A 13,025-nucleotide genomic window follows, 5' to 3' on the forward strand; every position below is an offset into this window, starting at 1 on the left:
AAATCAAAGGTAAATAGCGGGTAAAGAGACTTTGCCTGCGGCCATGCTGTGCTTATCGTTCAGCCTCGGTATTCTCACTTCTTTGCGCCAAGCCCCCTTTTCAAAAGACAGAGTCCCATGACTGCAAGCAACGGATCGCCCTCGAAACTTCGCACCCTGCGCCCCTGGCTCATCACCGCGCTGCTGTTCGCCGCGGTGGTGGGGCTGATCATGTGGCTGCACTCGACGTCTTCGGGGGCGCCGGCGGCCCAGGGCGGGCGCGGCGGACGACCGGGGCCGGGGCAGATGGCCGCGGGGCAGGGCGGCACGGCGGTGACCGTCAGCGTCGCGCCGGTGGTCAAGGGCGACCTGCCAGTGCACTACCACGCGCTGGGCACGGTGACGGCCTACAACACCGTCAACGTCCGCGCGCGGGTCAGTGGCCAGCTGGTCAAGGTGCCGTTCCAGGAAGGCCAGGAAGTGAAGGCCGGCGATGTCCTCGCGGTGATCGACCCGCGTCCGTTCCAGGCCGCGCTGGACCAGGCCCAGGGCACCCTGCTGCAGAACCAGGCGCAACTGAAGAACGCACAGATCGACCTGGCCCGCTACAAGGGTCTGTACGCCGAGGACTCCATCGCCAAGCAGACCCTGGACACCCAGGAAGCCCAGGTGCGCCAGTTCGAAGGCACCCTGAAGACTAACCAGGGCCAGGTCGCCGACGCCAAACTCAACCTCGAATTCACCCAGGTGCGCGCGCCCATCTCCGGCCGCGTCGGCCTGCGTCAGGTGGACGTGGGCAACCTGGTCACCTCCGGCGACACCACGCCGCTGGTGGTCATCACCCAGGTCAAGCCGATCTCCGTGGTATTCAGTCTGCCGCAGCAGCAGCTGGGCACTATCGCCCGCGAGCTCTACAGCAATAAGCCGGTGCCGGTCGAGGCGCTGGACCGCAACCAGAACCAGACCCTGGCCACCGGCGTGCTGAAGACCCTGGACAACCAGATCGACACCACCACCGGCACCGTCAAGCTCAAGGCCGGCTTCGAGAACGACGACCACAAGCTGTTCCCCAACCAGTTCGTCAACGTGCGCCTGCTCGCCGAGACCCTGCCGGGCGTGTTGACCATTCCGGCCAACGCCGTGCAGCGCGGCAACGACGGCACCTACGTCTATCTGGTGGGCGAAGAGAGCAAGGCCAAGCGCCAGCTGGTCACCCTGGGCACCAGCGAGAGCGAGCGCGTGGTCGTGACCGAGGGCCTGAAGGAGGGTGATCGCGTCGTCGTCGAAGGCACCGACCGCCTGCGCGACGGCACCCGCATGAACATCGCCACCTCCGACGAGAAGGCCCGTGCGGCCGCCACCGAGGAGGGCGACAAGTCCACCGCCAAGCCGTTCGGTTCGGACACCCCGGTCCAGGACAGCGGTAAGAGCGAATGAACCCGTCGCGCCTGTTCATCCTGCGGCCGGTCGCCACCACGCTCCTGATGGTGGCGATCCTGCTGTCAGGGATCATCGCCTACCGCTTCCTGCCGATCTCGGCGCTGCCGGAAGTGGACTACCCGACCATCCAGGTGGTGACCCTGTACCCCGGCGCCAGCCCGGACATCATGACCTCCTCGGTGACTGCGCCGCTGGAGAACCAGCTGGGGCAGATTCCCGGCCTGAACGAGATGTCCTCCACCAGCTCCGGCGGCGCCTCGGTGATCACCCTGCAGTTCAGCCTGCAGATCAACCTCGATGTGGCCGAGCAGGAAGTCCAGGCGGCGATCAATACGGCGCAGAGCCTGCTGCCCAAGGACCTGCCGAACCAGCCGGTGTACAGCAAGGTGAACCCGGCGGACGCGCCGATCCTGACCCTGGCAGTGATGTCCCCGGACATGCCACTGCCGCAGATCCAGGACCTGGTGGACACGCGCCTTGCGCAGAAGATTTCGCAGATTTCCGGCGTCGGCCTGGTCAGCATCAGCGGCGGCCAGCGCCCGGCCGTGCGCATCCGCGCCAACCCCGGCGCCCTCGCGGCCGCCGGCCTGAGCCTGGAAGACCTGCAGACCACCGTCACCAACAACAACCTCAACGGCCCCAAGGGCAGCTTCGACGGCCCGACCCGCTCCTCGACCCTGGACGCCAACGACCAGCTCAAGTCCGCCGACGCCTACCGCGACCTGATCATCGCCTACAAGAACGGCTCGCCGCTGCGCGTGCGCGACGTGGCGAGCGTGGAAGACGACGCCGAGAACGTGCGCCTGGCCGCCTGGGCCAACACCTCGCCGGCGGTGGTGCTGAACATCCAGCGCCAGCCGGGCGCCAACGTCATCGAGGTGGTGGACAGCATCAAGAAGATGCTCCCGCAGCTGCAAGCGACCCTGCCCGGCAGCCTGGAAGTGACGGTGCTCACCGACCGCACCACGACCATCCGCGCCTCGGTGGCGGACGTGCAGTTCGAGCTGTTCCTCGCCGTCTGCCTGGTGGTGATGGTCACCTTCCTGTTCCTGCGCAATATTTCCGCGACGCTGATCCCCAGCTTCGCCGTGCCGCTGTCGCTGATCGGTACCTTCGGCGTGATGTACCTCGCCGGCTTCTCGATCAACAACCTGACGCTGATGGCGCTGACCATCGCTACCGGCTTCGTGGTGGACGACGCCATCGTCATGGTGGAGAACATCGCGCGCTACCTGGAGCAGGGCGACGAGCCGCTGGAAGCGGCGCTCAAGGGCTCGAAACAGATCGGCTTCACCATCATCTCGCTGACCTTCTCGCTGATCGCCGTGCTGATCCCGCTGCTGTTCATGGGCGATGTGGCCGGGCGATTGTTCCGCGAATTCGCCATCACCCTGGCGGTGGCGATCCTGATCTCCGGCTTCGTTTCCCTGACCCTGACGCCGATGCTCAGCGCCAAGCTGCTGCGCCACGTCGAGCCGGAGAAGGAAGGGCGTTTCGCCCGCGCCGCCGGGCGCTTCATCGACAACATGATCGAGCGCTACGCCGCCGCCCTGCGCGTGGTACTGCGCCATCAGCCGCTGACCCTGCTGGTGGCCGTCGCCACCGTGGTGCTCACTGCGCTGCTGTACCTCTTCATGCCCAAGGGCTTCTTCCCGGTGCAGGACACCGGGGTGATCCAGGGCATCGCCGAGGCGCCGCAGTCGATCTCCTTCCAGTCCATGGCCAGCCGCCAGCAGGACCTGGCGAAGATCGTGCTGAAGGACCCGGCGGTGGACAGCCTGTCCTCGTTCATCGGCGTCGACGGCACCAACGCTACCCTCAACACCGGGCGCCTGCTGATCAACCTCAAGCCCCACGCCGAGCGTGACGTAACCGCCAGCGAGGTGATCCATCGCCTGCAGCCGGAGCTGGACCAGATCGCCGGCATCAAGCTGTACATGCAGCCGGTGCAGGACCTGACCATCGAGGACCGTATCGCCCGCACGCAGTACCAGTTCACCCTGCAGGACGCCGACCCGGATGTCCTCGCCGACTGGGTGCCGCGCCTGGTGGACCGGCTGCAGCAACTGCCGGAGCTGGCCGACGTGGCCACCGACTGGCAGGACAAGGGCCTGCAGGCCTACATCAACATCGACCGCGACACCGCCTCGCGCCTGGGCGTGAGCCTGTCGAGCATCGACAGCGTGCTGTACAACGCCTTCGGCCAGCGACTGATCTCCACCATCTTCACCCAGGCCACGCAGTACCGCGTGGTGCTGGAAGTGGCGCCGGAATTCCAGATCGGCCCGCAGTCGCTGGAGAACCTCTACGTGCCGTCCAGCGACGGCACCCAGGTGCGCCTGTCGAGCCTGGCGAAGGTGGAGGAGCGCCACACCCTGCTGGCGGTCAACCACATCGCCCAGTTCCCGGCCGCGACCATCTCCTTCAACCTGGCCAAGGGCGTCGCCCTCGGCGAGGCGGTGCAGGCGATCCGCGACGTCGAGGCGCAGATGGAAATGCCCGTCAGCCTGCAGGGCAGCTTCCGTGGTGCGGCGCAGGCCTTCGAGGCTTCGCTGTCCAACACCCTGCTGCTGGTGCTGGCGTCCATCGTCACCATGTACATCGTGCTGGGCATCCTCTACGAGAGCTTCATCCACCCGGTGACCATTCTCTCCACGCTGCCCTCGGCGGGTGTGGGCGCGCTGCTGGCGCTGATGCTCTCGGGGCAGGACATCGGCATCGTGGCGATCATCGGCATCATCCTGCTGATCGGCATCGTGAAGAAGAACGCGATCATGATGATCGACTTCGCCCTGGATGCCGAACGCAACGAGGGCAAACCGCCCCATGAGGCGATCTACCAGGCGTGCCTGCTGCGCTTCCGGCCGATCCTGATGACCACCATGGCCGCGCTGCTCGGCGCGCTGCCGCTGATGCTCGCCGGCGGCGCCGGCGCCGAGCTGCGCCAGCCGCTGGGCGTCACCATGGTCGGCGGCCTGCTGGTCAGCCAGTTGCTGACGCTGTTCACCACGCCGGTGATCTACCTGTACTTCGACCGCCTGGCCACGCGCTGGGCCAACTGGCGGCAGCGCCACGGCCTGGACGTGAACAGCATCGACCCGGCGGAGCGTGGCTGATGGGCGGCCTGTCTCGCCTGTTCATCCTGCGCCCGGTCGCCACCTGCCTGCTGACCCTGGCGCTGATGCTGGCCGGCGCGCTGTCGTTCAGTCTGCTGCCGGTGGCACCGCTGCCCAACGTCGATTTCCCGACCATCCTGGTGCAGGCCTCCTTGCCCGGCGCCAGCCCGGAAACCATGGCCTCCACGGTGGCAACACCGCTGGAGCGCTCGCTGGGGCGCATCGCCGGGGTCACCGACATGACCTCCAGCAGCTCCCTGGGCAACACCACCATCATCATCCAGTTCGACCTGTCCAAGGACATCGACGGCGCCGCGCGCGAGGTGCAGTCGGCGATCAACGCGGCCATGAGCCTGCTGCCCTCGGGCATGCCGAACAACCCGACGTACCGCAAGGCGAACCCGTCGGACATGCCGATCATGATCCTCACGCTGACCTCGGATACCTACACCCGCGGGCAGATGTACGACCTGGCCTCGACCATCGTCTCGCCCAAGCTGGCGCAGGTGAAGGGCGTGGGGCAGGTGAGCATCGGCGGTTCCTCGCTGCCGGCGGTGCGCGTCGACGTGAATCCGGACCAGCTCAGCCACTACGGTATTTCCCTGGACACGGTGCGCAACGCCATCAACAACACCAACGCCGACGGGCCCAAGGGCTCGCTGGAGTTCGGCGAGCGCCACTGGCAGGTGGACTCCAACGACCAGTTGCGCAAGGCCAGCGAGTACGCCCCGCTGATCGTCCACTACAACGCCGACACCGGTGCGGCGGTGCGCCTGCGCGATGTGGCCAAGGTCACCGACTCGGTGGAGGACGTGCGCAACGCCGGCTTCTCCGACGACCTGCCGGCGGTGCTGCTGATCATCACCCGCCAGCCCGGCGCCAACATCATCGAAGCCACCGACGCCATCCACGAGCAGCTGCCGATCATCCAGGACGTGCTCGGCCCGCAGGTGAAACTGTCGGTGATGGACGACCGCAGCCCGTCGATCCGCTCCTCGCTGGAGGAGGCCGAGCTGACCCTGATCATCTCCGTGGTGCTGGTGATCCTGGTGGTCTACCTGTTCCTGCGCAACGGCCGCGCCACGCTGATTCCCAGCCTCGCGGTGCCGGTGTCGCTGGTGGGCACTTTCGCGGTGATGTACCTGTGCGGCTTCTCGCTGAACAACCTGTCGCTGATGGCGCTGATCATCGCCACCGGTTTCGTGGTGGACGACGCCATCGTGGTGGTGGAGAACATCGCCCGGCGCATCGAGGAAGGCGACCCGCCGATCCAGGCGGCGATCCGCGGTGCGCGGGAAGTGAGTTTCACCGTGCTGTCGATGACCCTGTCGCTGGTGGCGGTGTTCATCCCGCTGCTGCTCATGGGCGGCATCACCGGGCGGCTGTTCCGTGAGTTCTCGGTGACCCTGGCGGCGGCCATCCTGGTATCGCTGGTGGTCTCCCTGACGCTGACGCCGATGCTCTGCGCGCGCCTGCTCAAGCCGGTCGAGCGCGGGCCGAAAAAGGCCTCGGTGGAGCGCCAGAGCAACCGCTATTTCGTCGCCTTCATGCAGCGCTACCGCGCCAGCCTGAGCTGGGCACTGGAGCACTCGCGGCTGATGGTGATGATCATGCTCGGCTGCATCGCGCTGAACCTTTATCTGTTCGTGGTGGTGCCCAAGGGCTTCCTGCCACAGCAGGATTCCGGGCGCCTGCGCGGCTTCGCGGTGGCCGACCAGAGCATCTCGTTCCAGGCGCTGGACAAGAAGATGGCGCAGTTCCGCAAGATCCTCTCCGAGGACCCGGGCGTGGAGAACGTGGTGGGCTTCGTCGGTGGCGGCAAGTGGCAGTCGAGCAACACCGGCTCGTTCTTCGTCACGCTGAAGGACATCACCGAGCGCGACTCTGCCGAGACCATCGTCAACCGCCTGCGCAAGAAGCTGGCGGAGGTGCCAGGCGCCAACCTGTTCCTGGTCGCCGGCCAGGACGTGCGCATCGGCGGCCGCCAGGGCAACGCGCAGTACGACTTCACCTTGCGCAGCGATGACCTCAACCTGCTGCGCGAATGGGCGCCCAAGGTCGAGGCGGCGATGAACAAGGTGCCGCAGATCGTCGACGTGAACAGCGACGCCCAGGACAAGGGCGTGCAGAGCCGCCTGGTGATCGACCGCGACCGCGCGGCGAGCCTCGGGGTGAACGTCGCCGAGGTGGACGCGGTGCTGAACAACTCCTACGGCCAGCGGCAGGTCTCGACCATCTTCAACCCGCTGAACCAGTACCACGTGGTGATGGAAGTCGCCCAGCCGTACCAGGAAACGCCCGAGGAGCTGCGCCAGGTCTATGTGATCAACAGCGAAGGGCAGCGCATTCCGCTGTCGGCCTTCACGCATATCGAGCCGAGTCGCGCGCCGCTGGAGGTCAATCACCAGGGCCAGTTCGCCGCCACCACCTTCTCCTTCAACCTCGCCCAGGGCGCGCAGATCGGCCCGGCCCGCGACGCGATCCTGGCGGCGGTGGAGCCCATCCACCTGCCGATGGAAATCCAGGCCACCTTCGAAGGCAACGCCGGCGCGGTGCAGGACACGCAGAACGACATGCCCTGGCTGATCCTGCTGGCGCTGGTGTCGGTCTACATCGTGCTGGGCATCCTCTACGAGAGCTACGTTCATCCGCTGACCATCCTCTCGACGCTGCCTTCGGCGGGCGTCGGCGCGCTGCTCACGCTGATGCTGTTCCGCACCGAGCTGTCGCTGATCGCGCTGATCGGAGTGATCCTGCTGATCGGCATCGTTAAGAAGAACGCCATCATGATGATCGACTTCGCCCTGGACGCCGAACGCACCCAGGGCCTGTCCCCTCGGGACGCGATCCTGGAGGCGGCGATGAAGCGCTTCCGGCCGATCATGATGACCACCCTGGCCGCCATCCTCGGCGCACTGCCATTGATCTTCGGCATTGGCGGCGACGCCGCGCTGCGTCGCCCGCTGGGCATGACCATCGTCGGCGGTCTGATCGGCAGCCAGTTGCTGACCCTGTACACCACCCCCGTCGTCTACCTCTACCTCGACCGCCTGCGCCATTGGGTCAACAAGAAGCGCGGCGTGCGCACCGACGGCGCCCTGGAGACACCCGTATGATCCGTTCCCGTTCCCTTCTTCCGTTGGCGCTGGCCGTGGCCCTGGCCGGTTGTGCCATCGGCCCGGACTACCAGCGCCCCGAGCTGACGGTGCCCGCCAGCTTCAAGGAGGGCGAGGGCTGGCAACTGGCGAAGCCGCAGGACGGCTTCAACCACGGCGCCTGGTGGGAGCTGTACGGCGACGCCACGCTGAACGATCTGCAGACCCGTCTGGTGGCTGCCAACCAGACCCTGGCACAGTCGCTCGCGTCCTATCGCCAGGCTCAGGCGCTGGCCAAAGGTGCGCGTTCTTCCTTCTTCCCCACGATCAGCGCCGACGTCGGCAAGACCCGCTCCGGGCAAGGCACCGGTAGCGGCGGCAGCGTGCGTCTGCCGGACGGTTCCACCGTCAGCAGCGGCGGTGGCAGCAGTTCGATCAGCAACAGCTACTCGGCGAGCCTCGGTGTGAGCTGGGAGCTGGACCTGTGGGGCAAGCTGCGCCGCCAGCTGGAAGCCGACAACGCGAGCATGGACGCCAGCGCGGCGGACCTGGCCAACTCGCGGCTTTCGCTGCAATCGCAGCTGACCCAGAACTACCTGCAACTGCGCGTCATGGACCAGCAGATCAAGCTGCTTAACGACACGGTCACGGCCTACCAGCGCTCGCTCAAGCTCACCGAGAACCAGTACAACGCCGGCATCGTCACCAAGGCCGATGTCGCCCAGGCGCGTACTCAGCTGAAAAGCACCGAGGCCCAGGCCATCGACCTGAAGTACCAGCGCGCGCAGCTGGAACATGCCATTGCCGTGCTGGTCGGCGTGCCACCGGCACAGTTCTCCCTGGCTGCCGTGGACGGCGTGCCAGGCCTGCCGAATGTGCCGGCGCTGCTGCCGTCCGAACTGCTGCAGCGGCGCCCGGACGTGGCCTCCGCCGAGCGCCAGGTGATTTCCGCCAACGCCAAGATCGGCGTGGCCAAGGCTGCCTGGTTCCCCGACCTGACCCTCACCGCCGCCGGCGGGTACCGCAGCGGCAGCTTCCAGAACTGGATCGAGACGCCCAACCGCTACTGGTCCATTGGCCCGCAGTTCGCCATGACCCTGTTCGACGGCGGGCTGATTGCCTCCCAGGTCGAGCAGGCCGAGGCGAGCTACGACCAGACCGTGGCCAGCTACCGGCAGACCGTTCTGGACAGTTTCCGCGAGGTCGAGGACTACATGGTCCAGCTCAAGGTGCTGGAAGAGGAAAGCGGCGTGCAGCAGGAAGCGCTGGATTCCGCCCGCGAGGCGCTGCGCCTGACCACCAACCAGTACAAGGCCGGCACCATCGACTACAGCAATGTGGTCACCACCCAGACCAGCGCGCTTTCCAACGAGCGCACGCTGCTGACCCTGACCGGCAGCCGCTTGACCGCCAGCGTTCAACTGATCGCCGCGCTGGGCGGCGGTTGGGATGCGGCGAGGATCACCGAGGAAGGGCAGGCGACGCGGGACTGATTTCGCGTCAGTCCTCAATCAGCGCGCTGAGGGGAATGCGGAAGTGGCTTTCCCCATCCAGTGACTTGATCCCGCGCGGTAGCGCCGTGCTCACCAGCGCGGTGCCATCCAGGCGCTCGAGGACTTCGCAGTCGATCTGGCCTACGGCCGGCAGGCGATCGTCCTGATTGAGGGTGCGCAGGCGCGCGCGCGGCTTGAGAAAGCGCCAGTCACGCCCGCCAGCGTCGATCAGCCGGCATTCGGCCCAACCCGGGAAGCACTCTTGCGTGTAGCGCACTATCTCGACCAGCAGGCTGGGCATCGTCAGGGAGTTCCGGTGGCGGGAAGGGAGATCAGCCGTTGAAACGGCGGGCGGTGCTGTAGCTGCGTTCCCAGTAGCTGTTGTTCAGCGAATCCATGCGGATGCGCTCGCCGCTGCTGGGTGCATGGATGAACTGGTTGTTGCCGATGTACAGGCCGACGTGGCTGACATCGCCGCGGCCATTGCGGTTGAAGAACACCGCATCACCGGGCTCGAGCTCACCGCGGCCGACTCGCTGGCTGCCGCTGTCGATCATCTGGCCGGTGGTGCGCGGCAGCTTCATGCCCGCTTCGGTGCGGAACAGGTAGACCAGCAGCCCGCTGCAGTCGAAGCCGTTGGCAACCGTGGTGCCGCCGCGACGGTAGGGCACGCCGATCAGCTGGCGGGCGCGGGCTACCACACGGGAGCTGCTGCCCGCCTGAGCCTTGTGCACCCCCGGTTGCAGTGGACGCTTCACTTCGTGGTGCAGGCGGACGTTGTTGCGATTGACCACTTTCACATGGCTGGAACGAGACAGGCTGGATGTGGCCTTGTGCTGCGTCGTGCGCTTTGACTCGCGGGCTTCGGCGTGAGGAGTGGTGATGGCGAGCAAAAGGGTTGTGCTCAACAGGGTGAGGAAACGCATCTTGGGTACATCGAGTGACTGGGTAGCGGAACGGGGCGCCATCTTAGAAATCCCCTGCGTCGGATTAACGAGGGGAAGCTGCAAATCGTCGTAGGCATTTTCCGATTGAGAAATGGGGAGTGACCTGCCTTCGTCTGCCTGGCAGGTCAGCCGCTGAAGCGACGCGCCGTGGTGTAGCTGCGCTTCCAGTAGCTGTTGTCCAGGGAGTCGATGCGGATGCTCTTGCCGGTGCTCGGGGCATGGATGAAACGGTCGCCACCGATGTACAGCCCGACGTGGCTGGTTCCGCCCTCGCCGTTATGGTTGAAGAACACCGCGTCGCCGGGCTTCAGTTCATCGCGACTCACTTCGTTGTGGCGCTGGGCGATCATTGAGTGGGTGGTGCGTGGCAGCTTGCGATTGGCGATGCTGCGGTAGAGGTAGACCAGCAGCCCGCTGCAATCGAAACCGTCTTTCTCGCTCTGGCCGCCCCAGCGGTAGGGCGTGCCGATCAGCTCGTGGGCGCGGGCAATGATGCGCGAGGTTTCCGCCGGGCTGTGCGCCGGGCCGCGGCCCAACTGGGCTACCCGCCAGGCGGTGCCAGCGCGCGTGAAGCCCCGGTCGATGGAGGCGTGCTCGTAGCGGCGCCAGTCCGGCGCGTCGAAATCATCGGCCAGGGCGGTCGGTGCTCCCAGGGTGCAGAGCAGGTAGAGCGGGAACCAGCAGAGGGGGCGCACGTCGGATCACCTCGGGGTGAACGGTGGGGACGGGCGCCATCCTAGGAACGGCTAGAAAAGATCGATGTAGGAAATTTCCAGTAGGCCTGAAGGCTAATTCCACTGAGGATGATCGGTCAGCACTCAGCGTGCGAACAGCTGGCCGATGTCCTTGAAGGCCTTGAACTCCAGGGCGTTGCCACAGGGATCGAAGAGGAACAGCGTGGCCTGCTCGCCCACCTGGCCCTGGAAGCGCACATGGGGTTCGATGACGAACTGCGTGTCACGTTCGCGCAGCCGCTGCGCCAGACCCTCCCAATCTTCCCAGGGCAATACCACGCCGAAGTGCGGTACCGGCACGTCATGCCCGTCGACGGCATTGGTGTGCGCTGCCTCCTGGCTGGCGGTGCGCGGGTGCTCGTGGATCACCAGCTGGTGGCCGAAGAAATCGAAGTCCACCCACTGGGCACTGCTGCGGCCCTCGGCGAGGCCGAACACCTCGCCGTAGAAACGCCGGGCCAGGGCGAGGTCGTAGACGGGAATGGCTAGGTGGAAGGGCGATAGAGCCATGGACGTGCTCCCTGTCAGGTTCAGGCCGGTACGGCCAGCAGGCGGCTGATGGTGGCCTTGGCCGCGCTCATCTGGCCCTCACGGGCGAGGCGGGTGAAGTCCAGCAGGGCGTGTTCGTGCTCGGCGAGGTCGTCGAGGATGTCGCGGTCATCGTCGTCGCCCTCGATGGCCAGGCTGTCGTAGCGCCGGACGTAGGGCTCCACCAGCACTTCGAGTTTTTCCAGGGTCTGTGGCCAGTCGAGCCCGAGCCAGTCGGCGGCGCGCTGGCGGCCCTGGGCGGCGGCGTGCGCGGTGTCGCCCAGCGGCAGGCCGTGACGCTGCAGCAGCCGCGCCATGCGCAGGCCGGTCTGGCGTTCCAGTCGCGCCAGCAGGAGCATCGAGGACGCCCCCTCCGGCAGTTGCTCGGCCAGGCCGAGGAAGAAGTTTTCACCGCGGACTTCGCCCAGGTAGGCGGCCTGCAGTTCACTGGCTTGTCGGTGCATGCGTCGGTCCCCCGTGCTCAATGGGGACCAGCCTAGACGATGTGCGCCGGGCATCGAACCCGGCATGTCGTGTCTGGGCCAGAACGGGTCGCTCAGCGTTCGAAACCGTATTCGCGCTCGACCCGGCTGATGCGCACGCGGAAGGCACTGTACCAGTCGCGGCGGCCGGCCTGCTGGGCCATGCGGTGCTCGGTCTGCTGCTTCCACTGGCGGATGGCGGCCTCGTCGCGCCAGTAGGACACGGTCAGCCCCAGGCCGTCAGTGCCACGGGCCGACTCGACGCCGAGGAAGCCGTCCTGCTGCGCGGCCAGTTCCAGCATGCGTTCGGCGGTGGCGCCATAGCCTTCGTCCAGCTCGGTGCGGTAGGAGGTGAAGGTCACGGCGTAGTAGGGCGGTTGCGGTGTGCTGGCGATCATGCGGGGCTCCCGATGCGAGTGGGCTCTTGGCTGGATTGATGGCGGAAAGCAGCGGACAGAAACGCTTCGGCCAGCGGCACGGCGATGCCGGCCAGGGCCTTGCGTTCGGGCTGGAACAGGGTGGCGACGAAGAACGGATGGTCGGTCGCTTCCAGTGCGCGGATGCTGCCGTCCTCGCCGTGGGCACAGGCGCGCAGCGAGCCGCTGAACAGCTCGTCCTGGAACTGCGGGTTCAACCCGTAGCTGCAGCGATAGCCCTCGCGGATATCCGGCAGGCCATAGATGGCCGCCAGGTGCGAGCCGGCGGTAAGGCGGATGGTCTCGCTGACTTCCACCAGTGAACAGGGCAGGGCATGCACCACCGGGCGCGCCGCTTCCGGGTCCGTCTCGGCGTGGGCCGCGTCGCTCCAGCCGAGGACGTTGCGGGCGCGCTCCAGCAGGGCGTGCTGGAAGCCGCCGCAGGTGCCGAGGAAGGGCACCCGGTTTTCGCGGGCGAAGGTGATCGCCCGCAATGCGCCTTCGGTGTTCTGGTAGGGGCTGCCGGGGATCGCCCAGAAGCCGGAGTAGGGCTCAAGGTCCAGCCCCTGGGCGAGGCGCGGGGTGTCCAGCCAGTCCACGCGCAGCGTGCCCGAATGCGGCAGCAGCGATTGCTGCAGGGCCAGGGGAATTGCCCAGTGGGCGGTGACGCGGCTGTCGCGGTCGCCGATCAGGCCGATGCGCAGTGTTTTACGACGTTTTCCCATCCTGTGTTCCCCCTGGCGTCGTGGCCCATTGGCGGGCCCATGGGAGGCAATTTATAGTTGCGCAGGTGCA

The 13,025-nt window shown here is 66.6% G+C and carries 11 protein-coding genes; 4 read left to right on the forward strand and 7 right to left on the reverse strand.

The features are described 5' to 3' along the window. Window positions 1-117 precede the first annotated feature (117 nt). The 4 genes from IB275_RS12265 to IB275_RS12280 are packed head-to-tail and all read left to right on the forward strand — an operon-like array spanning window position 118 to window position 9,123. The gene (locus tag IB275_RS12265; RefSeq protein ID WP_192295196.1) at window positions 118-1,416 is read left to right on the forward strand and encodes an MdtA/MuxA family multidrug efflux RND transporter periplasmic adaptor subunit; all 1,299 of its coding nucleotides are present in this window, start codon (window positions 118-120) and stop codon (window positions 1,414-1,416) included. Beyond that, the gene (locus IB275_RS12270) at window positions 1,413-4,535 is read left to right on the forward strand and encodes an MdtB/MuxB family multidrug efflux RND transporter permease subunit (protein WP_192295197.1); all 3,123 of its coding nucleotides are present in this window, start codon (window positions 1,413-1,415) and stop codon (window positions 4,533-4,535) included. The genes IB275_RS12265 and IB275_RS12270 overlap by 4 nt, the downstream gene beginning before the upstream one ends. Further along, window positions 4,535-7,651, forward strand: coding sequence for a multidrug efflux RND transporter permease subunit (locus tag IB275_RS12275; protein WP_081516777.1), 3,117 nt, complete (start codon window positions 4,535-4,537; stop codon window positions 7,649-7,651). The genes IB275_RS12270 and IB275_RS12275 overlap by 1 nt, the downstream gene beginning before the upstream one ends. Further along, window positions 7,648-9,123 carry an efflux transporter outer membrane subunit gene (locus IB275_RS12280; protein ID WP_192295198.1) on the forward strand — a complete coding sequence of 492 codons (1,476 nt, stop codon included), beginning with the start codon at window positions 7,648-7,650 and terminating at the stop codon, window positions 9,121-9,123. The genes IB275_RS12275 and IB275_RS12280 overlap by 4 nt, the downstream gene beginning before the upstream one ends. A 7-nt stretch (window positions 9,124-9,130) precedes the next feature. Here IB275_RS12280 and IB275_RS12285 read toward each other — a convergent pair whose 3' ends face one another. The 7 genes from IB275_RS12285 to IB275_RS12315 form a co-directional block, all read right to left on the reverse strand. Beyond that, window positions 9,131-9,424: a hypothetical protein gene (locus IB275_RS12285; protein ID WP_192295199.1), complete on the reverse strand. Its 294-nt coding sequence runs from the start codon at window positions 9,422-9,424 to the stop codon at window positions 9,131-9,133. Between the two features lie 31 nt (window positions 9,425-9,455). Then, the gene (locus tag IB275_RS12290; protein ID WP_225601665.1) at window positions 9,456-10,091 is read right to left on the reverse strand and encodes a C40 family peptidase; all 636 of its coding nucleotides are present in this window, start codon (window positions 10,089-10,091) and stop codon (window positions 9,456-9,458) included. A 104-nt stretch (window positions 10,092-10,195) separates the two neighbouring features. Next, window positions 10,196-10,765: a C40 family peptidase gene (locus tag IB275_RS12295; protein WP_192295200.1), complete on the reverse strand. Its 570-nt coding sequence runs from the start codon at window positions 10,763-10,765 to the stop codon at window positions 10,196-10,198. A 123-nt stretch (window positions 10,766-10,888) separates the two neighbouring features. Continuing rightward, window positions 10,889-11,314, reverse strand: coding sequence for a VOC family protein (locus IB275_RS12300; RefSeq protein ID WP_192295201.1), 426 nt, complete (start codon window positions 11,312-11,314; stop codon window positions 10,889-10,891). A gap of 20 nt (window positions 11,315-11,334) precedes the next feature. Continuing rightward, window positions 11,335-11,796, reverse strand: coding sequence for a hypothetical protein (locus IB275_RS12305; protein ID WP_192295202.1), 462 nt, complete (start codon window positions 11,794-11,796; stop codon window positions 11,335-11,337). A gap of 92 nt (window positions 11,797-11,888) precedes the next feature. Continuing rightward, the gene (locus tag IB275_RS12310; RefSeq protein ID WP_192295203.1) at window positions 11,889-12,212 is read right to left on the reverse strand and encodes an antibiotic biosynthesis monooxygenase family protein; all 324 of its coding nucleotides are present in this window, start codon (window positions 12,210-12,212) and stop codon (window positions 11,889-11,891) included. Next, window positions 12,209-12,955, reverse strand: a complete 747-nt coding sequence (locus IB275_RS12315; protein WP_192295204.1) for a CTP synthase C-terminal region-related (seleno)protein — start codon at window positions 12,953-12,955, stop codon at window positions 12,209-12,211. The genes IB275_RS12310 and IB275_RS12315 overlap by 4 nt, the downstream gene beginning before the upstream one ends. Between the last annotated feature and the right edge of the window lie 70 nt (window positions 12,956-13,025).

Source organism: Pseudomonas sp. PDM21 (genome assembly GCF_014852505.2).
Lineage (GTDB): Bacteria > Pseudomonadota > Gammaproteobacteria > Pseudomonadales > Pseudomonadaceae > Pseudomonas.

Coding starts and splice junctions, on each gene's coding strand:
- IB275_RS12265 (WP_192295196.1), top strand. CDS start 118: ATGACTGCAAGCAACGGATCGCCCTCGAAACTTCGCACCCTGCGCCCC.
- IB275_RS12270 (WP_192295197.1), top strand. CDS start 1,413: ATGAACCCGTCGCGCCTGTTCATCCTGCGGCCGGTCGCCACCACGCTC.
- IB275_RS12275 (WP_081516777.1), top strand. CDS start 4,535: ATGGGCGGCCTGTCTCGCCTGTTCATCCTGCGCCCGGTCGCCACCTGC.
- IB275_RS12280 (WP_192295198.1), top strand. CDS start 7,648: ATGATCCGTTCCCGTTCCCTTCTTCCGTTGGCGCTGGCCGTGGCCCTG.
- IB275_RS12285 (WP_192295199.1), bottom strand. CDS start 9,424: ATGCCCAGCCTGCTGGTCGAGATAGTGCGCTACACGCAAGAGTGCTTC.
- IB275_RS12290 (WP_225601665.1), bottom strand. CDS start 10,091: ATGGCGCCCCGTTCCGCTACCCAGTCACTCGATGTACCCAAGATGCGT.
- IB275_RS12300 (WP_192295201.1), bottom strand. CDS start 11,314: ATGGCTCTATCGCCCTTCCACCTAGCCATTCCCGTCTACGACCTCGCC.
- IB275_RS12305 (WP_192295202.1), bottom strand. CDS start 11,796: ATGCACCGACAAGCCAGTGAACTGCAGGCCGCCTACCTGGGCGAAGTC.
- IB275_RS12310 (WP_192295203.1), bottom strand. CDS start 12,212: ATGATCGCCAGCACACCGCAACCGCCCTACTACGCCGTGACCTTCACC.
- IB275_RS12315 (WP_192295204.1), bottom strand. CDS start 12,955: ATGGGAAAACGTCGTAAAACACTGCGCATCGGCCTGATCGGCGACCGC.